General features: G+C 40.4%; 26 protein-coding genes and 2 tRNA genes. 23 read left to right on the top strand and 5 right to left on the bottom strand.

Annotation, left to right across the window (positions count from 1 at the left end; all coding sequences use genetic code 11):
• Window positions 1-2: 2 nt before the first annotated feature.
• The 3 genes from HMPREF9188_RS06215 to coaA all read right to left on the bottom strand — a co-directional run bounded on the left by HMPREF9188_RS06215 (window position 3) and on the right by coaA (window position 1,813).
• Window positions 3-536, bottom strand: a complete 534-nt coding sequence (locus HMPREF9188_RS06215) for a DNA topology modulation protein (protein WP_009730283.1) — start codon at window positions 534-536, stop codon at window positions 3-5.
• Window positions 537-588: 52 nt separating this feature from the next.
• Entirely contained in the window at window positions 589-825 is a 237-nt protein-coding gene (gene rpsT, locus HMPREF9188_RS06210; protein WP_001274000.1) for a 30S ribosomal protein S20, read from the bottom strand.
• A gap of 67 nt (window positions 826-892) precedes the next feature.
• Window positions 893-1,813 carry a type I pantothenate kinase gene (gene coaA, locus HMPREF9188_RS06205; protein ID WP_009730282.1) on the bottom strand — a complete coding sequence of 307 codons (921 nt, stop codon included), beginning with the start codon at window positions 1,811-1,813 and terminating at the stop codon, window positions 893-895.
• Window positions 1,814-2,014: 201 nt separating this feature from the next.
• Here coaA and HMPREF9188_RS06200 point away from each other — a divergent pair, with 201 nt between their 5' ends.
• The 9 genes from HMPREF9188_RS06200 to HMPREF9188_RS06160 all read left to right on the top strand — a co-directional run bounded on the left by HMPREF9188_RS06200 (window position 2,015) and on the right by HMPREF9188_RS06160 (window position 10,376).
• Window positions 2,015-2,416, top strand: a complete 402-nt coding sequence (locus HMPREF9188_RS06200) for a hypothetical protein (protein WP_009730281.1) — start codon at window positions 2,015-2,017, stop codon at window positions 2,414-2,416.
• Window positions 2,417-2,624: 208 nt separating this feature from the next.
• On the top strand, window positions 2,625-3,215 hold the full coding sequence (locus tag HMPREF9188_RS06195; RefSeq protein ID WP_083888893.1) for a class I SAM-dependent methyltransferase: 591 nt from the start codon (window positions 2,625-2,627) through the stop codon (window positions 3,213-3,215).
• Window positions 3,212-4,489: a pyrimidine-nucleoside phosphorylase gene (locus HMPREF9188_RS06190; protein WP_009730279.1), complete on the top strand. Its 1,278-nt coding sequence runs from the start codon at window positions 3,212-3,214 to the stop codon at window positions 4,487-4,489. The genes HMPREF9188_RS06195 and HMPREF9188_RS06190 overlap by 4 nt, the downstream gene beginning before the upstream one ends.
• Window positions 4,490-4,508: 19 nt before the next feature.
• Window positions 4,509-5,171 carry a deoxyribose-phosphate aldolase gene (gene deoC, locus HMPREF9188_RS06185; protein WP_009730278.1) on the top strand — a complete coding sequence of 221 codons (663 nt, stop codon included), beginning with the start codon at window positions 4,509-4,511 and terminating at the stop codon, window positions 5,169-5,171.
• Window positions 5,158-5,547, top strand: coding sequence for a cytidine deaminase (locus tag HMPREF9188_RS06180; protein ID WP_009730277.1), 390 nt, complete (start codon window positions 5,158-5,160; stop codon window positions 5,545-5,547). The genes deoC and HMPREF9188_RS06180 overlap by 14 nt, the downstream gene beginning before the upstream one ends.
• Window positions 5,548-5,637: 90 nt before the next feature.
• Entirely contained in the window at window positions 5,638-6,693 is a 1,056-nt protein-coding gene (locus HMPREF9188_RS06175) for a BMP family lipoprotein (RefSeq protein WP_009730276.1), read from the top strand.
• Window positions 6,694-6,830: 137 nt separating this feature from the next.
• On the top strand, window positions 6,831-8,366 hold the full coding sequence (locus HMPREF9188_RS06170; protein ID WP_007519847.1) for an ABC transporter ATP-binding protein: 1,536 nt from the start codon (window positions 6,831-6,833) through the stop codon (window positions 8,364-8,366).
• Entirely contained in the window at window positions 8,359-9,417 is a 1,059-nt protein-coding gene (locus tag HMPREF9188_RS06165; protein WP_009730275.1) for an ABC transporter permease, read from the top strand. Before HMPREF9188_RS06170 ends, HMPREF9188_RS06165 begins: the two co-directional genes overlap by 8 nt.
• A gap of 2 nt (window positions 9,418-9,419) precedes the next feature.
• Window positions 9,420-10,376, top strand: a complete 957-nt coding sequence (locus HMPREF9188_RS06160; RefSeq protein ID WP_009730274.1) for an ABC transporter permease — start codon at window positions 9,420-9,422, stop codon at window positions 10,374-10,376.
• 120 nt (window positions 10,377-10,496) lie between these two features.
• Here HMPREF9188_RS06160 and HMPREF9188_RS06155 read toward each other — a convergent pair whose 3' ends face one another.
• Together HMPREF9188_RS06155 and plsY are read right to left on the bottom strand one after the other, a co-directional pair.
• The gene (locus HMPREF9188_RS06155; RefSeq protein ID WP_009730273.1) at window positions 10,497-11,771 is read right to left on the bottom strand and encodes an MFS transporter; all 1,275 of its coding nucleotides are present in this window, start codon (window positions 11,769-11,771) and stop codon (window positions 10,497-10,499) included.
• A 108-nt stretch (window positions 11,772-11,879) separates the two neighbouring features.
• Window positions 11,880-12,521 carry a glycerol-3-phosphate 1-O-acyltransferase PlsY gene (gene plsY / locus HMPREF9188_RS06150; protein WP_033588918.1) on the bottom strand — a complete coding sequence of 214 codons (642 nt, stop codon included), beginning with the start codon at window positions 12,519-12,521 and terminating at the stop codon, window positions 11,880-11,882.
• 135 nt (window positions 12,522-12,656) lie between these two features.
• On the opposite strand from plsY, the gene parE reads away from it, so the two are divergent.
• From parE to sufC, 14 genes are all read left to right on the top strand, one after another.
• Complete coding sequence (gene parE, locus HMPREF9188_RS06145; RefSeq protein WP_009730271.1) at window positions 12,657-14,606, top strand: DNA topoisomerase IV subunit B; 1,950 nt, start codon at window positions 12,657-12,659, stop codon at window positions 14,604-14,606.
• A gap of 16 nt (window positions 14,607-14,622) precedes the next feature.
• On the top strand, window positions 14,623-15,513 hold the full coding sequence (locus tag HMPREF9188_RS06140) for a hypothetical protein (RefSeq protein WP_232194156.1): 891 nt from the start codon (window positions 14,623-14,625) through the stop codon (window positions 15,511-15,513).
• A 20-nt stretch (window positions 15,514-15,533) separates the two neighbouring features.
• The gene (locus HMPREF9188_RS10625; protein WP_232194155.1) at window positions 15,534-15,731 is read left to right on the top strand and encodes a hypothetical protein; all 198 of its coding nucleotides are present in this window, start codon (window positions 15,534-15,536) and stop codon (window positions 15,729-15,731) included.
• A gap of 140 nt (window positions 15,732-15,871) precedes the next feature.
• Entirely contained in the window at window positions 15,872-16,690 is an 819-nt protein-coding gene (locus HMPREF9188_RS06135; RefSeq protein ID WP_033588975.1) for an aminoglycoside 6-adenylyltransferase, read from the top strand.
• 233 nt (window positions 16,691-16,923) lie between these two features.
• Window positions 16,924-19,404 (top strand): DNA topoisomerase IV subunit A, encoded by a 2,481-nt coding sequence (gene parC / locus HMPREF9188_RS06130; RefSeq protein ID WP_083888892.1) that lies wholly within the window; start codon window positions 16,924-16,926, stop codon window positions 19,402-19,404.
• 115 nt (window positions 19,405-19,519) lie between these two features.
• A complete protein-coding gene (locus tag HMPREF9188_RS06125; RefSeq protein WP_311043421.1) occupies window positions 19,520-20,557 on the top strand; it encodes a branched-chain amino acid aminotransferase in 1,038 nt (345 codons plus the stop codon).
• A 112-nt stretch (window positions 20,558-20,669) separates the two neighbouring features.
• A complete protein-coding gene (locus HMPREF9188_RS06120) occupies window positions 20,670-20,900 on the top strand; it encodes a DUF2969 domain-containing protein (RefSeq protein ID WP_000037105.1) in 231 nt (76 codons plus the stop codon).
• Between the two features lie 49 nt (window positions 20,901-20,949).
• Window positions 20,950-21,030 (top strand) — tRNA-Tyr (locus HMPREF9188_RS06115).
• 8 nt (window positions 21,031-21,038) lie between these two features.
• A tRNA-Gln gene (locus HMPREF9188_RS06110) sits at window positions 21,039-21,110 on the top strand.
• Window positions 21,111-21,272: 162 nt separating this feature from the next.
• On the top strand, window positions 21,273-22,475 hold the full coding sequence (gene rpsA / locus HMPREF9188_RS06105) for a 30S ribosomal protein S1 (RefSeq protein WP_001001620.1): 1,203 nt from the start codon (window positions 21,273-21,275) through the stop codon (window positions 22,473-22,475).
• A gap of 82 nt (window positions 22,476-22,557) precedes the next feature.
• Window positions 22,558-23,055, top strand: a complete 498-nt coding sequence (locus HMPREF9188_RS06100; RefSeq protein ID WP_009730266.1) for a GAF domain-containing protein — start codon at window positions 22,558-22,560, stop codon at window positions 23,053-23,055.
• Complete coding sequence (gene dnaX, locus HMPREF9188_RS06095; RefSeq protein WP_009730265.1) at window positions 23,055-24,710, top strand: DNA polymerase III subunit gamma/tau; 1,656 nt, start codon at window positions 23,055-23,057, stop codon at window positions 24,708-24,710. Before HMPREF9188_RS06100 ends, dnaX begins: the two co-directional genes overlap by 1 nt.
• A 27-nt stretch (window positions 24,711-24,737) precedes the next feature.
• Window positions 24,738-24,932 (top strand): DUF3272 family protein, encoded by a 195-nt coding sequence (locus tag HMPREF9188_RS06090; protein ID WP_033588917.1) that lies wholly within the window; start codon window positions 24,738-24,740, stop codon window positions 24,930-24,932.
• 152 nt (window positions 24,933-25,084) lie between these two features.
• Window positions 25,085-25,855 carry a Fe-S cluster assembly ATPase SufC gene (sufC, locus tag HMPREF9188_RS06085; RefSeq protein ID WP_009730264.1) on the top strand — a complete coding sequence of 257 codons (771 nt, stop codon included), beginning with the start codon at window positions 25,085-25,087 and terminating at the stop codon, window positions 25,853-25,855.
• Window positions 25,856-25,871: the final 16 nt, after the last annotated feature.

The raw sequence follows: 25,871 nt of genomic DNA, 5'->3' as shown, positions 1-25,871 counted from the left end.
CGTTAAGTACGTTGGTTTTTCTTGTTATATGCGAGATTATCTAAGAAGTGGTCCATCTCCTTTTGCGACCGGAGGACAATTACTTTCTCTGGATAGGTTTCTTGAACCCATTGATAGCGTTCTTTAGCATTCTTTGTCCGCCCATCCCAGAGAATCCATCGGATAAACGCCCAGTCAAAGCGTTCAGGGCAACCTGCAGCCATACTTTCTCTGACCTTGCCTCGGTATGTGAGATACCGTTTAAAGGCTCGAAAGAGACAAGTCCATGGTGAAAAATTGAGAAAGATGATTTGGTCGGCTTCCAGCATTTTTTCTTCGTAATAGCACCAAGAATAATTACCATCAATGACCCAAGCTTTATATTTAGTGAGAAAGTTTTTCATCTCGTCCAGCATCCATTCGCGGTCACTATCTTGCCAGCCAGGTTGAAATTGGAGTGTGTCCATATGCAGTTTAGAAATGGAGTAGTGGTTTGATAATGTTTCAGCTAGAGTTGACTTGCCTGATCCAGAATATCCAATAATTGCGATTTTCATTTTCTACCTTTTCTTATTAGAGGATAAAAAAACAGCCTCTATGGACTGTTTCTTATTTAGCAAGTTTAGCTGAAAGACGAGCTTTATCGCGGCTTGCTTTGTTTTTATGAATCAAACCTTTAGTTTCTGCTTTGTCGATAGCTGAGCTTGCAGCACGGAAAAGTTCTTCAGAAGGGTTTGCTTCGAAAGCTTTGATAGCAGTACGCATAGCTGATTTTTGAGCTGAGTTTTTTTCGTTTTGTTTAACGTTCAATTCAGCGCGTTTGATAGCTGATTTAATGTTTGCCAATGTTCTTACCTCCATATTTACTAACTATACCATTATATATGAAAACTTAGGTTTTGACAAGGGGAAATTATTTTTTTAGGTAAATTTCATCGATTTCGTGGTTTTTAGTCTTGTGGAGAATGACCTCGGCGCGATTCCTTGTCGGTTCGATATAGTTTTGTAGATTTGTGAGATTAATACTGGTCCAAACCTGATGTGCAAAGGCTTCAACTTCTCCAATCGGCATTTGCGTAAACCGGTGGTAGTAGCTTTCAGGATCATTCTGGGCAAAGCTGAGCAGTTTCAAGAAACGATCCAGATACCAGCTTTCAATATCCTCGACAGCAGCATCCACGTAGATGGAGAAATCAAAGAAATCAGTGATGTAAAGGCGCTCATTTTGAGGATTTTGAAAGACATTGATGCCTTCAACAATAACAAAGTCCGCAGCTTTGACACGTTGTTTCTCTCCAGGAACGATGTCATACACTTCATGAGAATAGACGGGGATATCGACATCTTGCCCATTCTTTAGGCGATCAAGAAAATTCAGCAAGGTTTCCATATCATAACTTTCAGGAAAACCTTTGCGATTTAATATATCTTGATCCATCAAGGTTTGATTGGGATAGAGAAAGCCATCCGTTGTCACTAGCTCTACAGTAGCATCAGTAACTGTACGAGAGAGAAGGATTTGCAGAAGTCGGCTAGTTGTTGATTTCCCGACAGCAACACTACCAGAAACCCCAATGATAAAAGGCTGTGATTTGCTTTCACGTTGGAGGAAAATTCCTTTTGAAAATGCCAAATCATCCTTGGTGCGCTTGTAAATATGGATAAGATGGACAAGGGGAAGATAGACATCCGTTACGTCCTGCAGACTAATCTGGTCATTGAAACTCTTGATGGATTCTAACTCTTCCTCTGTCAAGGGAGGGGTTGTTTTGCGATGCAATGATTGCCAAGTATGGCGGCTGATTTTCTCAAAATGTAAAAATTCGTTGGTCATTTGTTTTCCCCTAGATATTTTGTCTATCATACCATAAAAAGCTAAAAAAATAAAGCGGTTTCTTGATGGTAGTAAGTCAATATCGTATAATAGAGGTAGATGGAGGTTGAATAATTTAATGATGAGATAGGGAATGGTTTCTGAAGAGTTATCAGTTATTAAAAGTGGGTTTTTTAGTTCGCAACTTATAGGAGGTATACAATGAAAATCTTGAGATGTTACATATTGGAACTCTGTTTTATTTTAAGTTTTACACTACCTTTTATAAGGGGAGCGAATGCGGATAATGGTAGACGCTTTGTGGAAATCTATTACGGTTTTACTTTTTTGATGGAACATGCCATTGTAACAGTTATCTTTATCTGTTCACTCTTGATTGCTTGGCTAGTAAAAAAGCAGTGGACGAAATGGCTTGCTGCTGGTAGTTATCTATTTTTGATTTTGTGGATTGCTACAGAAGGATATCTATTCCGTATGTCGCTAGAAGACTTGATACGACTTTGGACAAGTTTGGAAATTCTGACACAAACTTATCAGTTGGGCTTTTATCTAAACATCATATTGGGAATCCTGTTGATAATAAAGCATTTTAAGGTTAGTTAAGAAATAGTGATAAAAATGCGTCTAATTACAAACGATCTGTTTTTCCTGACTATGATAATTTGTAGTTCCCGATAGATTGTAATGTATTTCTAATAATTGAAAGAGATTGAAGAAAAGGTTTTTTGACTAGGATTCTTCAGTTTTTTTCATTTTATCATCACTTTGTAAACGACTTACAATTCAAGCCAAATTATGGTAAAATAGTTTCATGAGTAAAATGTATTATGCAGAAAATCCTGATGCAGCTCACGATATTCATGAATTGAGAGTAGAGTTGTTGGGAGAAAAAATGACCTTTTTGACAGATGCGGGTGTTTTTAGTAAGAAAATGGTTGACTTCGGGAGTCAGCTTTTATTGAAGTGTCTAGAGGTTAACAAAGGAGAAACGGTCCTTGATGTGGGTTGTGGATATGGGCCTTTGGGCTTGTCCTTGACCAAGGCTTATGGAGTTCAGGCAACCATGGTTGATATCAATAATCGTGCTCTAGACTTGGCTCGACAAAATGCTGAACGAAATAAGGTTGAAGCAACGATTTTCCAATCCAATATCTATGAACAAGTTGAAGGGAAATTTGACCATGTTATTTCTAATCCGCCTATTCGAGCGGGTAAACAAGTTGTTCATGAGATTATCGAAAAGAGCAGAGATTTCTTGAAAGATGGAGGTGATTTAACCATTGTCATTCAGAAAAAGCAAGGTGCTCCGAGTGCTAAAAGTAAGATGGAAGACGTTTTTGGAAATTGTGAAATCGTAAAGAAAAATAAGGGATACTATATACTTAGAAGTGTGAAAGAATGAGAGCAGTTGATTTAATTCAAAAGAAACGAGATGGTCAAGAACTTACTTCAAATGAAATCAAGTGGCTAGTAGAAGGCTATGTGGCAGGAACTGTTCCAGACTATCAGATGTCTGCCTTTGCTATGGCGGTTTATTTCAAAGGAATGACGACACGAGAGATTTCTGACCTGACGATGAATATGGTTAAGACAGGTCAGGAGTTTGACTTGTCAGCTATTGATGGGGTTAAAGTTGACAAACATTCTACTGGTGGTGTAGGTGATAAGGTGACCTTGATTTTAGCTCCCCTTGTTGCTAGCTTTGGTGTGCCCGTGGCAAAAATGAGTGGTCGTGGACTAGGACACACTGGCGGAACTTTAGATAAGTTAGAAGCGATCAAGGGCTATCAAGTCGAGCGCAGTCAAGAAGATTTCATTCGTCAGGTACAGGACATTGGTGTATCTGTTATTGGGCAGTCAGATCAGCTTGTTAAAGCAGATAAACTTCTCTATGCCCTCCGTGATGTGACAGCGACTGTCGACACGATTCCTTTGATTGCAAGCTCTGTCATGAGCAAGAAAATCGCTGCTGGGGCAGATGCCATTTTGCTAGATGTGACAGTTGGTGAGGGTGCCTTTATGAAGACTGTTGAGGAGGCGCGCGAATTGGCTCAAACCATGGTTGATTTGGGGAAGGCAGTTGGTCGAAAAACAGTTGCAGTCATTACAGATATGAGCCAACCCTTGGGACGAGCCATTGGCAATCGTCTCGAAATCCTAGAAGCAATTGAAATTCTTCAAGGAAAGGGTCGAGAAGATATTAGTCACTTTATTTGTGAACTAGCTCAGATTATGCTTGGTTTGGCAAATGTTGAGAAGACAGTTGAAGAAGTACGTCAACATCTTGAAAACGGCCAAGCGCTGGCTAAGTTTGAAGAAATGGTGGCGGCTCAAGGCGGTGATTTAGAAGATCTTTATCGCCCAGTCAAGGTGGCGCATGTAGTAGATATCCTGGCTCAAGAGTCAGGTGTCATTTCAGCCCTTCCAGCGATGGAATTTGGTCTCTATGCCATGAGATTGGGAGCTGGTCGTGCAGTCAAGACTGATGACTTGGACTATGAAACTGGAATCGTTTTTGAGAAGAAGATCGGTGACTCCGTTCAAAAGGGAGAAATTGTCGCAAAAGTTTATACAAATGGAAAAATTTCCCCTCAACTAGTTACAGAATTCCAAAAATATGTTAAAATAAATGATGGAGTGAAACGTTTGCAGGAAATAATTGAAATCATCTCATGAAAAAGAGAGGAATCCGAATATGAAATTAAACAAATACATTGATCATACGCTTTTAAAACAAGATGCAAGTCAAGAACAAATTGATCGTTTGCTATCTGAAGCGCGTGAGTATGACTTTGCCAGCGTTTGTGTTAATCCCACATGGGTTAAACATGCGAAAACAGGACTTGAAGGCTCAAATGTAAAGGTTTGTACAGTAGTTGGTTTCCCCTTGGGAGCGACAACTTCAGCTGTAAAAGCTTTTGAAACCAAGGAAGCCATCCAAAATGGTGCAGATGAGATTGATATGGTTATCAATGTCGGTGCCCTCAAATCAGGTAATCTTGATTTGGTTGAATCGGACATCCGTGCTGTCGTAGAAGCAAGTGGTGACAAGTTGGTTAAGGTCATTATTGAAGCTTGCTTGTTGACAGACGATGAAAAGGTTGTGGCTTGCCAATTATCCCAGAAAGCAGGTGCTGACTTTGTCAAAACATCAACTGGATTTTCAACTGGTGGTGCCACTATAGAGGATGTTAAGTTGATGCGTAAAACAGTCGGGCCAGATATGGGAGTTAAGGCTGCTGGTGGTGCTCGTTCTTATGCGGATGCTGTTGCTTTTGTGGAAGCGGGCGCTACCCGTATCGGAACATCAGCTGGCGTTGCAATTTTAAAAGGAGAATTAGCAGATGGCGACTACTGAGTTGATTGAACTAGCAATTGAAACCAGCAAACAAGCCTATGTACCCTATTCTCATTTTCCTATTGGAGCTGTTTTAGTAGCTAAGGACGGTAGCATTTATACGGGTGTTAATATTGAGAATGCTAGCTATTCTTTGACAAACTGTGGAGAGCGTACAGCGATTTTCAAAGCAGTTTCCGAAGGCCAAAGAGAGTTTTCAGAGTTGATTGTCTATGGACAAACTGAAAAACCCATCTCGCCATGTGGTGCTTGCCGCCAGGTCATGGTTGAATTTTTTGAAAAAGATCTAAAAGTGACCTTAGTCGCTAAAGATAAATCGACGGTCGAGATGACGGTCGGGGAGTTACTTCCATACTCATTTACAGACTTAAATTAGTCTGGGTCACTCTTGCAGTGGCTGTGGTCTGTGTGACCAAATAATCCAAACTTGCAACATCGTTGCACATCTTATTTAGGAGGTTCAGTAATGAACAAGAAACAATGGCTAGGCCTTGGTCTAGTTGCAGTAGCAGCAGTTGGACTTGCTGCATGTGGTAACCGCTCTTCTCGTAACGCAGCTTCATCTTCATCAGAAATGAAGACCAAAGCAGCGATCGTAACAGATACTGGTGGTGTTGATGATAAATCATTTAACCAATCAGCTTGGGAAGGTTTGCAAGACTGGGGTAAAGAACACAATCTTTCTAAAGATAACGGTTATACTTACTTCCAATCAACAAGCGAAGCAGACTATGCTAACAACTTGCAACAAGCGACTGGAAGTTACAACCTGATCTTCGGTGTTGGTTTTGCACTTCACAATGCAGTTGAAGAGGCAGCAAAAGACCACTCTGACTTAAACTATGTCTTGATTGATGATGTGATCAAAGATCAAAAGAATGTTGCGAGCGTAACATTTGCTGATAACGAAGCAGCTTACCTTGCTGGTGTTGCAGCAGCGAAAACAACTAAAACAAAACAAGTTGGTTTTGTAGGTGGTATCGAATCTGAAGTTATTTCACGTTTCGCTGCTGGATTTAAGGCTGGTGTTGAGTCAGTAGACCCATCTATCAAAGTACAAGTTGACTACGCTGGTTCATTTGGTGATGCTGCCAAAGGTAAAACAATTGCAGCTGCTCAATACGCTGCAGGTGCAGACGTTGTTTACCAAGCAGCTGGTGGTACAGGTGCTGGTGTCTTTGCTGAAGCAAAATCTTTGAACGAAAGTAAAAATGAAGACGAAAAAGTTTGGGTTATTGGTGTAGACCGTGACCAAGCAGCAGAAGGTAAATACACTTCTAAAGATGGTAAAGAATCAAACTTTGTTCTTGTATCTACATTGAAACAAGTTGGTACAACTGTAAAAGATATTGCCAACAAAACAGAAAAAGGTGAGTTCCCTGGTGGACAAGTTATTGTCTACTCATTGAAGGATAAAGGGGTTGACTTGGCAGTAACAAACCTTTCAGAAGAAGGTAAAAAAGCTGTTGAAGACGCAAAAGCTAAAATCCTTGACGGAAGCGTAAAAGTTCCTGAAAAATAATGGATAAAAGTCATTTCTTAGGAAGCGACCATCGGTCGCTTCTTTAAGAATTGAGGCAATTTTTTGTCTCAATAGAACTTGTTAACACGATTAGCAGGTTTTATTGAAACAAAATAAACCTCGGAAAGGAAAAGCATATGGCACACGAAAATGTCATTGAGATGCGGGATATTACCAAGGTGTTTGGTGAATTTGTAGCGAACGACAAGATCAACTTGCAACTGCGAAAAGGTGAAATCCATGCACTTTTAGGAGAAAATGGAGCGGGTAAATCCACTCTGATGAATATGCTGGCAGGACTTCTCGAGCCAACTAGTGGTGAAATTGCCGTGAATGGTCAAGTTGTCAAACTAGATTCACCTTCTAAAGCCGCTAGTCTTGGAATTGGGATGGTTCACCAACATTTTATGTTGGTTGAGGCTTTTACAGTAGCTGAAAATATCATTTTGGGGAGTGAAATCACTAAAAATGGTGTGCTAGATATAGCTGAAGCTACTAAAGAAATCAAGGCTCTTTCTGAACGTTATGGTTTGGCAGTGGATCCTGCTGCCAAGGTGGCAGATATTTCCGTTGGTGCTCAACAACGTGTAGAAATCTTGAAGACACTTTACCGTGGTGCTGATATCCTCATCTTTGACGAACCTACGGCAGTATTGACTCCTTCAGAGATTGATGAGTTGATGGCTATCATGAAAAACCTTGTTAAAGAAGGAAAATCCATTATTTTGATTACCCATAAACTGGATGAAATTCGTGCGGTATCCAATCGAGTGACGGTTATTCGTCGTGGGAAATCAATCCAGACGGTTGAAATTGCAGGGGCAACCAATGCAGACTTGGCAGAGATGATGGTAGGACGTTCTGTCTCCTTCAAAACGGAGAAACAGGCACCACAACCAAAAGAAGTAGTCTTGTCTATCAAAGACTTGGTTGTTAATGAAAACCGAGGTGTACCAGCTGTGAAGAATCTTTCTTTGGATGTTCGTGCTGGTGAAATTGTCGGTATTGCAGGTATTGATGGCAATGGCCAATCTGAACTCATTCAAGCCATCACGGGTCTTCGTAAGGTTGAGTCTGGTAGTATTGAATTAAAAGGCAAATCAATCGTAGGGATGCACCCTCGACAAATTACGGAACTCAGTGTAGGGCATGTTCCTGAAGACCGCCACCGTGATGGTTTGATTTTGGATATGATGATTTCAGAAAATATCGCTCTCCAAACTTACTACAAAGAACCACTCAGCAAGAATGGTATCTTAAACTATGCGAATATCACTTCACATGCCAAAAAATTAATGGAAGAATTTGACGTCCGTGCGGCGAGCGAATTTGTCCCAGCAGCAGCTCTTTCAGGGGGAAATCAACAAAAAGCGATTATCGCTCGTGAGATTGATCGTGATCCTGATCTCCTTATCGTCAGCCAACCAACTCGTGGTTTGGATGTCGGTGCCATTGAATATATCCACAAACGCTTGATTGAAGAACGTGATAACGGAAAAGCTGTGCTTGTTGTCAGCTTTGAATTGGATGAGATTTTAAATGTTTCAGACCGAATTGCTGTTATTCATGATGGGAAGATTCAAGGTATTGTGTCGCCAGAAACGACTAACAAACAAGAACTTGGTATCTTGATGGCAGGTGGAAACTTGGGAAAGGAGAAGGATGATGTCTAAAAAGTTACAACAAATTTCGGTTCCCTTGATTTCCGTATTCTTAGGAATCTTGCTCGGAGCCATTGTCATGTGGATTTTCGGCTACGATGCTATCTGGGGTTATGAGGAGTTGTTCTATACAGCTTTTGGTAGTCTCCGTGGGATTGGTGAAATTTTCCGTGCCATGGGTCCTCTTATCTTGATTGGTCTGGGGTTTGCAGTTGCTAGTCGTGCAGGTTTCTTTAACGTTGGGCTTCCTGGTCAGGCACTAGCGGGTTGGATTCTTAGTGGTTGGTTTGCTTTGTCGCATACGGACATGCCACGCCCAATGTTGATTTTAGCTACCGTAGTAATTGCTTTGATTGCAGGTGGGATTGTAGGTGCTATTCCAGGTATTCTCAGAGCCTATTTAGGTACATCAGAGGTTATTGTAACCATCATGATGAACTACATTGTTTTGTACGTAGGGAACGCCTTTATTCATTCTTTTCCGAAAGACTTTATGCAAAGTACGGACTCAACGATTCGTGTGAGTGCCAATGCCACTTATCAAACACCATGGTTATCTGAGTTGACTGGTAATTCTCGTATGAATATCGGGATCTTCTTCGCCATCATTGCTGTTGGTGTGATTTGGTTCTTGCTCAAGAAAACGACTCTCGGTTTTGAAATTCGTGCAGTTGGTCTTAATCCCCATGCCTCAGAGTACGCTGGTATTTCAGCAAAACGTACAATCATTCTATCGATGATTATCTCTGGTGCCTTGGCTGGTCTTGGTGGAGCGGTAGAAGGTCTTGGAACTTTCCAAAACGTTTACGTTCAGGGATCATCATTAGCTATCGGATTTAACGGGATGGCAGTTAGTTTGCTTGCTGGAAATTCACCAATTGGAATTCTCTTTGCAGCCTTCTTATTTGGAGTTTTGCAAGTAGGAGCACCGGGTATGAACGCAGCGCAAGTTCCGTCTGAGCTTGTCAGCATTGTAACAGCGTCCATTATCTTCTTTGTCAGTGTTCACTATATTATCGAACATTTTGTCAAACCAAAAAAACAAGTTAAAGGAGGTAAGTAAGGATGTCTATTACAACATTACTCACCCTCTTGGTCTCTTCTATGCTGATTTACTCAGCACCACTTATTTTTACGAGTATCGGAGGAGTTTTCTCTGAACGTGGTGGTGTCGTTAACGTCGGTCTTGAAGGAATTATGGTTATGGGAGCCTTTTCTGGGGTTGTCTTTAACCTTGAGTTTGCAGAACAACTTGGAGCAGCGACTCCTTGGATTTCCTTGTTAGTTGCTGGTATCGTGGGAGCCATTTTCTCCCTCATCCATGCCGTCGCAACGGTTCATTTCCGTGCGGACCATGTTGTCAGTGGTACAGTATTGAACTTGATGGCTCCTGCCCTAGCGGTTTTCTTAGTTAAAGTTCTTTATAACAAAGGACAAACGGATAACTTAAGCCAGACTTTTGGACGTTTTGATTTCCCAGTTTTGGCTGATATCCCAGTGATTGGAGATATCTTCTTCAAGTCAACCAGTCTACTAGGTTATATCGCGATTGCCTTTTCATTCTTTGCTTGGTTTATTCTCTTTAAGACACGCTTTGGTCTTCGCCTTCGCTCTGTCGGTGAACACCCTCAAGCAGCGGATACCTTGGGGATCAATGTCTACAAGATGCGATATCTTGGAGTTATCATATCAGGTTTTCTTGGTGGAATTGGGGGAGCGATTTATGCTCAATCCATTTCAGTTAACTTCTCAGTGACAACTATTGTCGGTCCTGGATTTATCGCTCTTGCGGCAATGATCTTTGGTAAATGGAACCCAATCGGTGCTATGCTTTCTAGTCTTTTCTTTGGACTTTCACAAAGTTTGGCAGTTATCGGTTCTCAATTACCTTTCCTACAAGGAGTGCCAGCGGTTTACCTTCAAATCGCCCCTTATGTCTTGACCATCCTTGTCTTGGCAGCCTTCTTTGGAAAAGCAGTCGCACCAAAGGCAGACGGTATCAACTACATCAAGTCAAAATAAGCATACAAAAAAACGTCAGTTTCAAACTGGCGTTTTCTATTTTTAAAATTTCAGTTTTGAAATATATGATAGTAAATTATAGCGAATAAGCAACTCTTAAATTTTAAGTTCTAATTAAACTTAGTTTTCAATTTTTAGTATTCTAAAAATTTTAGGCAACATTATAATTATATATATTAGGAGGGTTCCTCCTCCAAATATGAATATCACCCCTCCATTCACTTCTTTTTGAAAAAGATAAGTGAATACTAGGGTACCTATTGGCATGATAGATGTATTTAGTGTAAATAAAGTACTCATTACTCTGCCTAAAAATTTTGTTTCGATGGAACTTTGAAGGTAAGTCATCACAATAATATTTAAAACAACAAGAGTAAACGCTATGATTCCCATAAATATACTACCAAGAAAAGAAATAATAATTTGAGAGTTAGTTGATGCAAATGTGATGCCTAAACCAATAATAGCCATAGTTAAGAGAACAAGCGGCATGGTTATCTTACTCGAGAGTAAGATGTTGTTTTCTTTCTTATCTGGCAATAGTGACATTGAAATACTGGCTAAAAGCATTCCTACTGCTGCCATAGTTTCAAGCATTCCTACTGTTGAGTTACCTAACAGAAGTTGTTCCTTTACTACAAATGGCACCCCAATACTGATAGATGTGTAGAAAAAATTGAGGATAACACTTACAAGAATAATGTATTTTACAATTTGATTTTTTTTAAGAAATTGAATAATTTCTTTGACTCCATGCAGAGGATTTTCACAACTCGTAGCCTTGTTCTCTTTCTCGTTATATTCATAGTAAAATTTCATACTAAGTAGAACTCCTAAAGAGAGGAGATTTGCAAAAATTTCAATTAGAATAAAACCTGCAAAACCTAACCAACCATAAAAAATGACTCCAATAGCTGGAGAAATCATGGTTGCAATTGCAATGGCAGTCTGTGTAACAGAACTTAATCTTTGAATTTTTTTATCATTTACTAATTCATGAATTGAGGCTGAATAACAAGTATCACTTATATTGACTGTAATAGAGTGGAGTATTACAAATGGAATTACTAGATATAAGATACTAGAAGAATCCATAAGAAAATAAAAAGTATAAAACAAAAGAAAGATAAAAATCCTAAAGATGAAATTATATATTAAAATTTTCTTGTGTGGGTATCTGTCTACTAGATTACCAATGGGAATTAAGAAAATCAAACTGACTAAAGGATAAATAATCATATTAATCCCAAAACTCATTGCAGATTTTGTTTGATCCAGTAGCATCAGACCTAAAGCAAAATTGAAAGATTTCCCGCTCAAAGAGCCAATGAAATTGCTAATAAAATCTTTTATAATTTGCTTATTTGATATACGATCACTAATTATATTTTTCATTTTTATTTCCACCATGAAAATTATTACTTAGAAAGTTTATATATTAAAATTCTTCACTAGGATACTAGTGTAATAGAATATTTTTAAACGCCAGTTTAAACTGGCGTTTTATTTTTTAGGATTTTGATGTGTCAAGTTTAGTCCCCAAGGAACGAGATTTTCAGTTTTGTTTTTGATGCGTGTGATATTATCCTTGTGACGAATGATAATCAAGCTAGCAAGTGCTAGGATAATCAAAATGAAGAGAGGGTCATAGCTGTTTAGGACAAAACCAAATAGTGGAAATAGGAGAACTCCGATAACGGCTGCGATAGAAGCGGCAACGCTAGACAAGGAAATCATACTACCAAGATAGAGGGTTCCAAAGAATACGACTGCTAGGTAGAGACAGAAGATAGGCGCAAATCCGAAAACAACTCCAGCGCTAGTTGCGACAGCCTTGCCCCCTTTAAATCCTGCAAAGATAGGAAAGGTATGTCCAATTACAGCTAAAAGTCCAAAGACAAGAGGCGATACACCTTGTAGGTGGAAAAGAATAGGAAGTAGAGTGGACAAGGTCCCTTTAAAGAAGTCAATCACAAAGGTTGCCATACCAGCTTTCTTACCTAAAATGCGAAAGGTATTAGTCGTTCCAGTATTACCAGAACCATGCTCGCGCAGATTTGTTTGAAAGAAGATTTGTCCAATCCAAAGACCAGACGGAATCGAACCTAGCAGATAAGCTAAAATTAATAATACAAATGTCATCATAGACCTATTATACCATGAAATGCTTTCGAAAGTCAGAGAATATCCTGTAAAATTGTGACGGCTGAATGGGAAAAATTTTGCAAAATCCCTAGAAAACCTGTAAAATAGAAAAGATGAACGAATAGGAGGTTCCTTGTGTCAAAAAAGGAAATCAATATTAATAACTACAATGATGACGCCATTCAGGTGCTAGAAGGGTTGGATGCAGTCCGTAAACGTCCGGGGATGTATATCGGATCGACTGACTGTGCTGGTCTCCATCACCTAGTCTGGGAAATTGTGGACAATGCAGTCGATGAGGCCTTGTCTGGCTTCGGTGATCGCATTGATGTGACTATCAATAAAGACGGAAGTTTAACAGTAGAAGACCAAGGTCGTGGGATGCCGACTGGTATGCACGCCATGGGAATTCCAACTGTCGAGGTTATCTTTACCATTCTTCACGCCGGAGGGAAATTCGGTCAAGGAGGTTATAAGACATCTGGAGGTCTCCACGGGGTGGGGTCTTCTGTTGTTAATGCCCTATCAAGCTGGTTGGAAGTTGAAATCACCCGTGATGGTGCAGTCTATAGACAGCGTTTTGAAAATGGTGGGAAACCCGTCACAACCTTGAAGAAAATCGGTACAGCGCCCAAGTCTAAAACAGGTACCAAGGTCACCTTCATGCCTGATGCGACGATTTTTTCTACGACAGACTTCAAGTACAATACCATTTCAGAACGACTCAATGAGTCAGCCTTTCTCTTAAAAAATGTTACCTTGTCTTTGACAGATAAGCGAACAGATGAAGCAATCGAATTCCATTATGAGAACGGGGTACAAGACTTTGTTTCTTACCTCAATGAAGACAAGGAAACCTTGACGCCAGTCCTATACTTTGAAGGCGAAGACAATGGCTTCCAAGTGGAAGTTGCCCTCCAGTACAATGATGGATTTTCAGATAACATCTTGTCTTTTGTCAATAACGTTCGTACCAAGGACGGTGGGACGCATGAGACGGGACTCAAGTCTGCCATTACAAAGGTCATGAACGACTATGCGCGTAAGACGGGACTTCTCAAGGAAAAAGATAAAAACCTAGAAGGTTCAGATTATCGTGAGGGACTAGCAGCTGTTCTTTCTATCCTAGTTCCGGAAGAACACCTTCAATTTGAGGGACAGACCAAGGACAAACTTGGAAGCCCTCTGGCTCGTCCTGTTGTGGATGGCATAGTATCTGATAAGTTGACTTTCTTCCTAATGGAGAATGGAGAACTAGCTTCAAATCTCATCAGAAAGGCTATCAAGGCTCGTGATGCCCGTGAAGCGGCCCGTAAGGCGCGTGATGAGAGCCGAAATGGCAAGAAAAATAAAAAAGACAAAGGCTTGCTGTCTGGAAAATTGACCCCAGCCCAGTCTAAAAATCCAGCAAAGAATGAACTCTACCTGGTCGAGGGTGATTCTGCCGGTGGTTCTGCTAAACAAGGTCGTGACCGTAAGTTTCAGGCTATCTTACCTCTTCGAGGTAAGGTTATCAATACAGCCAAGGCTAAGATGGCGGATATTCTCAAAAATGAAGAAATCAATACCATGATTTATACCATCGGTGCGGGTGTGGGAGCAGACTTCTCCATTGAGGATGCCAACTATGACAAGATTATTATCATGACCGATGCGGATACCGATGGTGCCCACATTCAAACTCTTCTTTTAACCTTTTTCTACCGCTACATGCGTCCACTAGTCGAGGCAGGACATGTCTATATCGCCCTTCCGCCTCTTTACAAGATGTCCAAAGGGAAAGGCAAGAAAGAAGAAGTGGCCTATGCTTGGACAGACGGTGAGTTAGAAGAACTCCGCAAAAAGTTCGGTAAAGGCGCAACCCTTCAACGCTACAAAGGTCTTGGTGAGATGAATGCGGACCAACTCTGGGAAACAACTATGAATCCAGAAACCCGCACTCTCATTCGTGTTACGATTGAAGATCTAGCACGTGCTGAACGCCGCGTAAACGTCCTCATGGGAGACAAGGTCGAACCACGCCGTAAGTGGATTGAGGATAATGTCAAGTTTACGCTGGAAGAGAGTGGGGAAATGGTGTTTTGAGGAGATATTGAAAAGGATGTTTATAGTAACACAAAATGTACAGCAAAATAATCTACCATTATCACAACAGTGGTGGTGGATAATAATAGCTCTGATGGTGACTACGATTTTGGGGCCGATTACAGTACATGTTTTAAAAAATAGATTTGATAATAAAAAAAGAATAACTATAATTGGGAGTAATATTTCAAACATAAATAACAGGAATGGAATGCCTGAACAAGTGACTTCTGGACAACGATTATACTCAAATTTTATATTAAATATTTTAACTGTAGAAAATAAAAGAAGTACTACTCAATCAGTAACAAATATTGAATTATATAATATCAAGAAACAAAATAATGATTTTTCAGATATTCAATATGATGGCGGTTTTTATGATGGTAATCAAAAATTTGTGCTGCTAGCTTATAACAATGGAACTAAGGAAGAGTCGCTACGGAAATGCAGTGTTAAATTTTCATTCTGTGAGAAAGACACTTATAAAATAATTAATGAAATAGAGAAAGTTATAGATGGAGCTCATGTTTTAAAGTCTGGAGATATCAAAAGTTTACTTATATATCAATTTGATGAATTTATTTCTGAGTTCAAAAAGAATAGAAGTTTAGAAACTCTAAAAGTTTCAGTATTTGATGATAATGGAAATGAGTTTCCTCGTCTAAAGTTGGTTGTAATCTACAACAGAAAGGAAAATCGATTCTATAGACCTCAAGAGGGGCGTGGCGGTTTTAATGGTGGTGGAATTCCGATTCTTGATTTGCGCGAGGATATCAATAGACAATCTGTTAGTTGCTCTCAAAGTTTAAAACAGGGTACTAATGATGTTATGTTTCATGTATTGGTTGATAGAAGTTGTAACCTGAGATATCGCGTTGCCATTAAGTGCGGTAAAAAAAGATAAAGAGCAAAGAAAAATATTCTTTGGATATTCGAATTCCTGTGTATAAACAGGAGACGGGAGTTTTTTATGGAATTTTCTATTTACTTTTACAAAAATATGCTCCTACTTTAATGAAGGATATAGACTACAACAAAGATTTAATAGAATCTTTAGATGAAAATTTAATTTATGACAAATATTATGCTGCAAGTCTTGCTACTAATGCAAATATAGAATAGAGCATTATTTTTATCTAACTATTATATCGCTGAAGAGAATTATTACTTTATAAATTACAAGATTACAGTATGTTTAAGTGTACTAATGTGATTTTTTACACTTTTATAACAAGATGAAAATTAATAAATCAGATATGATCATGAAAACAGAATCCAAAATGCTTGGTTTAATTTTTCAAACCGCAAAAGTGCTCCAAATCGAGGCTGTCGCCATGTCTGGTTCACGAACTGATCCAAAAGCACCAAAAGATGAGTTTCAGGATTACGACGTGGTTTATGTTGTGGATGACTTAGATATTCTAACAAGCAATCTTGCTTGGTTAGACCAGTTTGGCACTCGTATGATTGAGCAGTATAATGTCCTAGGCAACCGTCGCCTCTATCTCATGCTTTTTGAAGATGGCAATCGGATAGATTTAACCCTCTGCCCCAAAGACCACATTCAAGAGTGGGTGGATAGCGAAGCTGATTATACAGTTTTGAAAGATGAGAAAGGCTTGTTTGAGTCCTATACTACAAGTCCTCAACGTTACTGGACGGATCCAGCTAGCCCGATTGATTTTGAAAAAGCCTGCAATGAATTTTGGTGGGTATCAGCCTACGTGGTTAAAGGGATTTGTCGTAATCAGCTCATCTATGCGATCGACCATCTCTACGGTATTTGTCAACAAGAACTCTTGAAGGTCTTAGCCTGGCAGGTAGCAAGTGATAGGGGGACTGTCGACATCGGCAAGAACTACAAGTATCTCTTTAACTATTTGTCTGCTGAGAAAGAGAAGGAATTCTCGAATCTGCTTGATTTCTCATGTAGTGACAAAGTCACTCAGTCATTGTTTGCTACGACGCAACTTTTCCACAGAGAAGCTCAAATCCTTGCTCAAAAGATGGGCTTTGCCTACGATAAGGAAGTGGCTGAGAAGATGATGAGATATGCTGAGGAGAAACTTCCTAATCGCTAAATAATTAAGCAACGTATTTTAAACTACAGAAAGGGTCGTTTTGGTTACTTATCGTAACTGAACACGGGACTAATCCTTTCTACATCCTTTTATCATTACACATACTCTACATTTTTTGAAAGGAGTTGAATACGCCCTAAATGCTGTGTGAAAAAGATAAATTCCCTTGTGAACATCGCTCACTGCAATAATTTCCTATTTTCACTTTGCTTTTTACGGGCTCTGTATCCTATATGAGTAACATTCAAAACATGTCCCTTGAGGACATCATGGGAGAGCGCTTTGGTCGCTACTCCAAGTACATCATTCAAGATCGGGCTTTGCCAGACATTCGAGATGGCTTGAAGCCGGTTCAGCGTCGTATTCTTTATTCGATGAATAAAGATGGCAATACCTTTGACAAGAGCTACCGCAAGTCAGCTAAGTCTGTCGGGAACATCATGGGGAATTTCCACCCACACGGTGACAGTTCTATCTATGATGCCATGGTTCGTATGTCTCAGGATTGGAAGAACCGTGAGATTCTAGTTGAAATGCACGGTAACAACGGTTCTATGGACGGAGATCCGCCTGCGGCGATGCGTTATACCGAGGCTCGTTTGTCTGAGATTGCTGGTTATCTTCTTCAGGATATCGAGAAAAAGACAGTTCCTTTTGCCTGGAACTTTGACGATACGGAGAAAGAGCCGACGGTTTTGCCAGCAGCATTTCCAAACCTCTTGGTCAATGGTTCGACTGGTATTTCGGCTGGTTATGCCACAGATATTCCTCCGCATAATTTGGCTGAAGTCATTGATGCGACTGTTTACATGATTGACCACCCAACAGCCAAGGTGGACAAACTCATGGAATTCTTGCCTGGACCAGACTTCCCTACAGGAGCTATCATCCAGGGGCGTGACGAGATCCAAAAGGCTTATGAAACTGGGAAAGGGCGCGTGGTCGTTCGTTCTAAAACTGAGATTGAAAAGTTAAAAGGTGGCAAGGAGCAAATCGTTATCACTGAGATTCCTTATGAAATCAATAAGGCCAATCTGGTCAAGAAAATCGATGATGTTCGTGTCAATAACAAGGTAGCAGGTATTGCTGAGATTCGTGATGAGTCTGACCGTGACGGTCTTCGTATCGCTATTGAGCTCAAGAAAGACGCTAACACTGAGCTTGTCCTCAACTATCTCTTCAAATACACCGACCTACAAATCAACTACAACTTTAACATGGTGGCGATTGACAATTTCACGCCTCGTCAGGTCGGAATTGTCCCAATTTTGTCTAGCTACATCGCCCACCGTCGTGAAGTGATTCTGGCGCGTTCACGCTTTGACAAGGAAAAGGCTGAGAAACGTCTCCATATCGTCGAAGGTTTGATTCGCGTGATTTCGATTTTGGACGAAGTCATTGCCCTTATCCGTGCTTCTGAGAATAAGGCGGATGCCAAGGAAAATCTCAAGGTCAGCTATGAATTCACAGAGGAGCAGGCTGAGGCTATCGTTACCTTGCAACTTTACCGTTTGACCAATACGGATGTTGTTGTCTTGCAGGAAGAAGAAGCAGAACTTCGTGAAAAGATTGCCATGCTTGCGGCTATCATTGGCGATGAACGCACCATGTATAATCTCATGAAGAAAGAGCTTCGTGAGGTCAAGAAGAAATTTGCGACACCACGTTTGAGTACTTTAGAAGATACTGCGAAAGTAATCGAGATTGACACAGCTAGTCTTATCGCTGAAGAAGACACTTACGTTAGTGTAACAAAGGCAGGTTACATCAAACGTACCAGTCCTCGTTCCTTTGCAGCTTCCACTCTGGAAGAAATTGGCAAACGTGATGATGATCGTCTGATCTTTGTACAATCTGTCAAGACAACGCAACACCTCTTGATGTTCACAACTCTTGGAAATGTCATTTATCGACCAATCCATGAGTTGGCAGATATTCGCTGGAAGGACATCGGAGAGCACTTGAGCCAGACCATTACAAACTTTGAGACTAACGAAGAAATTCTTTATGCAGAAGTCGTGGATCAGTTTGATGATGCGACAACCTACTTTGCTGCAACTCGTCTTGGTCAAATCAAACGTGTTGAACGCAAAGAGTTCTCTCCATGGCGGACCTACAAGTCTAAGTCTGTCAAGTATGCTAAGCTCAAAGACGAGACAGACCAGATTGTAGCAGTAGCACCAATCAAACTGGATGATGTACTCTTGATTAGCCAAAACGGTTACGCCCTTCGTTTCAATATCGAAGAGGTACCGGTTGTTGGTGCCAAGGCTGCGGGTGTCAAGGCTATGAACCTGAAAGCAGATGATGCGCTTCGGGCTGCCTTTATCTGTAACACCTCATCCTTCTACCTCTTGACCCAACGTGGTAGCTTGAAACGTGTCTCTTGTGAGGAAATTCCGGCAACCAGCCGTGCCAAACGAGGCCTACAAGTCTTGCGTGAGTTGAAAAACAAACCGCATCGTGTCTTCTTGGCTGGAGCAGTTTCAGAGCAAGGATTCGTTGGTGATCTCTTTAGTACAGTAGTAGAAGAAAACGATCAAACGTTACTTGTCCAATCTAACAAAGGCACAATCTATGAAAGTCGATTGCAAGATCTCAGCTTGTCAGAACGAACTAGCAATGGAAGCTTTATTTCAGACACCATTTCAGATGAGGAAGTTTTCGCTGCTTACCTCAAAGAAGTCTTTAAAGAGGACAAAACAAATTCATAAAAAGAATCAGTCCAGAGGGCTGATTTCTTTATGTTGAAAAAATTTTCAGAAAATTACAAATAATACTTGAAATTTTACTAGAAAAGTGTAGAATAGAACACATAGTTTGAATAGTATAAAGGAGAAACACATGACAGTTGCAATTGATTGGGAAAACCTTGGATTTTCTTATATGAAATTACCTTACCGTTATATCGCTCACTACAAGAATGGTCAATGGGATCAAGGAGAATTGACAGAGGATGCGACCTTGCATATTTCAGAGTCTTCTCCAAGTCTTCACTATGGACAGCAAGCATTTGAAGGTTTGAAGGCCTATCGTACGAAGGATGGTAGTATTCAACTTTTCCGTCCTGATGAAAATGCCAAGCGTCTGCAACGTACCTGTGACCGTCTCTTGATGCCACAAGTTCCGACAGAAATGTTTGTAGAAGCTTGTAAAGCAGTTGTGCGTGCAAATGAAGAATACGTCCCACCATATGGAACAGGTGGAACACTTTATCTTCGTCCACTTTTGATTGGTGTTGGAGATATCATCGGGGTTAAACCAGCAGAAGAGTACATTTTCACCATTTTTGCTATGCCGGTTGGTAACTATTTTAAAGGTGGTTTAGTCCCAACTAACTTCTTGATTCAGGATGAATACGACCGTGCAGCTCCAAATGGTACGGGTGCGGCCAAGGTAGGTGGGAACTACGCTGCTAGTCTCCTCCCAGGTAAAATGGCCAAGTCACGCCAATTTTCAGATGTTATCTACCTAGACCCATCTACGCATACAAAGATTGAGGAAGTCGGATCAGCCAACTTCTTTGGAATCACGGCAGACAATGAATTTGTTACACCATTGAGTCCATCCATCTTGCCATCTATTACCAAGTACTCTTTGCTTTACTTAGCAGAGCACCGCTTGGGCTTGACACCGATTGAAGGCGATGTCCCAATCGATAATTTGGATCGTTTTGTAGAGGCAGGAGCTTGTGGTACAGCAGCAGTTATTTCTCCAATTGGGGGGATTCAACATGGCGATGATTTCCATGTTTTCTATAGTGAAACGGAAGTAGGTCCTGTTACACGTAAACTCTACGATGAATTGACTGGTATCCAATTTGGTGATGTGGAAGCACCAGAGGGATGGATTGTCAAAGTGGACTAAAAGACACGAAGTAAAGAAGAACTCCATAGCAGTTGTAATGGCTGAAATGGAGTTTTTTCTTGCTAGTTTGAGTATTTTCTTGTACAATAGAAAAAGTGAAAAGAGGTACAGTATGAGTAAAAAAGATAAGAAAATTGAAATTCAATTAACAGATGCTAAAGTGACTGTTGGAAAAGACAGTTATGAAGGCTACGTTTTGACAATCGGGAAAAAGGTCATTGGTGAAATTGCCGAATTAGATAACCAATTTGCCATCATAAAGAATGGAAATGTCGATAGTTTTTATAAAAAACTTGAAAAAGCTGTGGAAATTTTGATTGAAAACTATAATTTGACAAAATAATACTTGTTTTATTGAAAATTTCATGATATAATAGTTCTCGTTAAACATTGGAGAGATAGCGAAGAGGCTAAACGCGGCGGACTGTAAATCCGCTCCTTCGGGTTCGGGGGTTCGAATCCCTCTCTCTCCATTTATCAATGGGGTATAGCCAAGCGGTAAGGCAAGGGACTTTGACTCCCTCATGCGTTGGTTCGAATCCAGCTACCCCAGTTCTTAGGTAATAAATTCAAGATAAAAAGAAAAATATCTTAGGGTATTTTATTTTTATAATTGATAGACGTGAACGATATGAACATGTCCTTGCGGGTGCTTAGGAAAAAAATTATAAGTATGTCAAGTTTGGAAAGACTTGATTGTTGGAGGATTTTTTAGATGAACGAATTTGAAGATTTGCTAAATAGCGTTAGCCAAGTTGAGCCTGGTGATGTTGTTAGTGCTGAAGTATTGACAGTTGATGCGACTCAAGCTAACGTTGCAATCTCTGGGACTGGTGTTGAAGGTGTCTTGACTCTTCGCGAATTGACAAACGATCGCGATGCAGATATCAATGACTTTGTGAAAGTAGGAGAAGTATTGGATGTTCTTGTACTTCGTCAAGTAGTTGGTAAAGATACTGATACAGTTACATACCTTGTATCTAAAAAACGCCTTGAAGCTCGCAAAGCATGGGACAAACTTGTAGGACGCGAAGAAGAAGTTGTTACTGTTAAAGGAACTCGTGCCGTTAAAGGTGGACTTTCAGTAGAATTTGAAGGTGTTCGTGGATTCATCCCAGCTTCAATGTTGGATACTCGTTTCGTACGTAACACTGAGCGTTTCGTAGGTCAAGAATTTGATGCTAAAATCAAAGAAGTTGATCCTAAAGAAAACCGCTTCATCCTTTCACGTCGTGAAGTTGTTGAAGCAGCTACTGCAGCAGCTCGTGCTGAAGTATTCAGTAAATTGGCTGTTGGTGATGTCGTAACTGGTAAAGTTGCTCGTATCACTAGCTTCGGTGCTTTCATCGATCTCGGTGGTGTTGACGGATTGGTTCACTTGACTGAATTGTCACACGAACGTAACGTATCACCTAAATCAGTTGTAACTGTTGGTGAAGAAATCGAAGTTAAAGTCCTTGATCTTAATGAAGAAGAAGGACGCGTATCCCTTTCACTTAAAGCAACAACACCTGGACCATGGGATGGCGTTGAGCAAAAATTGGCTAAAGGTGATGTAGTAGAAGGAACAGTTAAACGTTTGACTGACTTCGGTGCATTTGTTGAAGTATTGCCAGGTATCGATGGACTTGTTCACGTATCACAAATTTCACACAAACGTATCGAAAATCCAAAAGAAGCTCTTACTGTTGGTCAAGAAGTTACTGTTAAAGTCCTTGATGTTAACGCTGACGCAGAACGTGTATCACTTTCTATCAAAGCTCTTGAAGAACGTCCAGCTCAAGAAGAAGGACAAAAAGAAGAAAAACGTGCTGCTCGTCCACGTCGTCCAAAACGTCAAGAAAAACGTGATTTCGAACTTCCAGAAACACAAACAGGATTCTCAATGGCTGACTTGTTCGGTGATATCGAACTTTAATCAAATTGATAATCGCAAAATCCTTTGTTTAAAACAAGGGATTTTTCTTTTGTCTCTTTCCCATTTTTGATATAATAGTTCTATGTTAGATTCAGAAAAACAATCACAATATCAATTGTTAAATGAGGAACTCTCTTATTTACTTGAAGGTGAGAGCAATGTTCTTGCCAATCTTTCGAATGCTAGTGCCCTCCTAAAATCTCGCTTTCCAAATACTGTATTTGCAGGGTTTTATCTGTTTGATGGTAGCGAGTTGGTTTTAGGGCCTTTTCAGGGGGGTGTTTCTTGTATTCGCATTCCGCTTGGGAAAGGCGTGTGTGGAGAAGCTGCTGAGTTTCAAGAGACTGTTTTAGTTGGCGATGTGAGCACCTATCCAAACTACATTTCTTGTGATAGTATGGCCAAGAGTGAAATCGTAGTCCCTATGCTCAAGAATGGAAGACTAGTCGGTGTCTTAGACTTGGATTCTTCTCTGATTGATGATTACAATGCTATTGATCGTGATTACTTGGAACAATTTGTCGCGATTTTGCTTGAGAAGACAGAATGGGACTTTACGATGTTTGAGGAGAAAGCCTAATGTATCAAGCACTTTATCGAAAATATAGAAGCCAGACTTTTTCACAATTGGTAGGACAAGAGGTTGTTGCTAAAACCCTAAAACAAGCGGTTGAGCAGGAAAAGATTAGTCACGCTTATCTTTTCTCGGGCCCTCGTGGAACTGGGAAAACTAGTGTTGCAAAGATTTTTGCCAAGGCAATGAACTGTCCGAACCAAGTGGACGGGGAACCATGTAATAACTGCTATATCTGTCAGGCTGTGACAGAAGGTAGCCTAGAAGATGTTATCGAAATGGATGCAGCTTCGAATAACGGAGTCGATGAAATCCGTGAAATTCGTGACAAATCTACCTATGCACCTAGCTTAGCACGTTACAAGGTCTATATTATTGACGAGGTCCATATGCTGTCTACGGGAGCCTTCAATGCGCTTTTGAAGACGCTTGAAGAGCCGACTCAGAATGTCGTCTTTATTTTGGCAACCACTGAATTGCATAAGATTCCTGCAACCATTTTATCGCGTGTTCAACGTTTTGAGTTCAAATCGATTAAAACTCAAGATATCAAGGAGCATATTTATCATATTCTAGAAAAAGAAAATATCAGTTCTGAACCGGAGGCTGTGGAAATCATTGCCAGACGAGCTGAAGGTGGATTGCGGGATGCCTTGTCCATTCTGGATCAAGCCTTGAGTTTAACACAGGGAAATGAGCTCACGACTGCTATCTCTGAGGAGATTACAGGCACCATTAGTATATCGGCGCTAGATGACTATGTAGCTGCCTTATCCCAGCAGGATGTTCCAAAAGCGCTTGATTCTTTGAATCTTTTATTTGAGAATGGCAAGAGCATGACTCGTTTTGTGACGGATCTCTTACAGTATTTGCGTGATCTACTAGTTGTTCAGACGGGTGGCGAAAATACTCATCATAGTCCAGTTTTTATGGACAATCTAGCTTTATCTCAAGAAAGCCTCTTTGAAATGATTCGAATAGCGACTGTGAGCTTGGCAGATATGAAAGCAAGCCTGCAACCTAAGATTTATGCTGAGATGATGACCATTCGTTTAGCTGAGATTAAGCCTGAACCAGTGTTTTCAGAAGCTGTCGAAGGTGAAATAGCTGCACTGAGACAGGAAGTCGCTCGTCTCAAACAAGAACTTGCCAATGTTGAAACAGCTCCTAAACAAGTGGTGCCAGTTCCTAGCCGTCCAGTCACTTCCAAGACAGTCTATCGAGTGGATCGCAACAAAGTTCAGACTATCCTGCAAGAAGCTGTCGAAAATCCTGATTTGGCACGGCAAAACTTGATTCGCCTCCAAAATGCATGGGGAGAAGTGATTGAAAGCTTAGCTGGTCCGGATAAGGCTCTGCTCGTTGGTTCTCAACCAGTTGCAGCAAACGAACACCATGCTATTTTAGCCTTTGAGTCTAATTTCAATGCAGGGCAAACCATGAAACGGGACAATCTCAATACCATGTTTGGCAACATCCTCAGTCAGGCAGCAGGTTTTTCACCTGAAATCTTGGCGATTTCCTTAGAGGAATGGAAAGAGGTTCGAGCGGCCTTTTCAGCTAAAGCTAAATCTTCTCAAGTTGAAAAAGAAGCAGAAGACAGTCTGATTCCAGAAGGATTTGAATTTTTGGCTGATAAAGTGAAGGTAGAGGAAGACTAAAGAAAGATTTCATGATACAATAAGTTTATGAATAGACAACAATTTATTATGATAGCGTTATTTACGGCTGCTGAGACTTATTTTTTCAATGAAGCTTGGATGACTGGTCGCTATTTCATGGCAGCCTTTTGGGCCATTCTACTTTTTCGAAATTTTAGGTTAAGTTACGTGATGGGAAAAATTGTAAACACCATTGATCAGCACCTAAACCGCAAGGACTAGCTCCCAGCTTCTAGACAAAATCAAAGCCTTTTAGGCTTTTTTTTGTTATACTAGTAGAGTATATTTATGGATCTTTTCTTGTATTTTTTAGAGAAATGTAAGTGATTTCTTTAATGATAAAGGAAGTAGGCCAGAAAAAGAAAGGAATTATCATGTCAGTATTAGAGATCAAAGATCTTCACGTTGAGATTGAAGGAAAAGAAATTTTGAAAGGAGTCAATCTGACTCTGAGAACAGGAGAAATCGCAGCTATCATGGGACCAAATGGTACTGGTAAATCGACTCTTTCAGCCGCTATCATGGGAAATCCAAACTATGAAGTTACCAAAGGTGAAGTCTTGTTTGATGGCGTAAATATCCTTGAGTTGGAAGTGGACGAACGTGCGCGTATGGGACTTTTCCTTGCTATGCAATACCCATCTGAAATTCCAGGAATTACCAACGCTGAGTTTCTTCGTGCAGCCATGAATGCTGGTAAAGAAGACGATGAAAAGATTTCAGTTCGTGAGTTCATCACTAAATTAGACGAGAAGATGGAATTGCTCAACATGAAAGAAGAAATGGCAGAGCGTTACCTCAACGAAGGTTTCTCTGGTGGTGAGAAAAAACGTAATGAAATTCTTCAACTCTTGATGTTGGAACCTACATTTGCCCTTTTGGATGAGATTGACTCAGGTCTTGATATTGACGCCCTTAAAGTTGTATCTAAAGGTGTGAATGCTATGCGTGGTGAAGGCTTTGGTGCTATGATCATCACTCACTACCAACGTCTTTTGAACTACATCACACCAGACGTGGTACACGTGATGATGGAAGGTCGTGTGGTCCTTTCTGGTGGGCCAGAATTGGCTGCGCGTCTAGAACGTGAAGGATACGCAAAACTAGCTGAAGAACTTGGCTACGACTACAAGGAAGAATTGTAATTCCCTCGTATCTTTT

This window comes from Streptococcus sp. F0441, assembly GCF_000314775.2.
Lineage (GTDB): Bacteria > Bacillota > Bacilli > Lactobacillales > Streptococcaceae > Streptococcus.
Note: the sequence above shows the minus strand (reverse complement) of the source record. Positions and strands in the feature narration are given on the sequence as shown.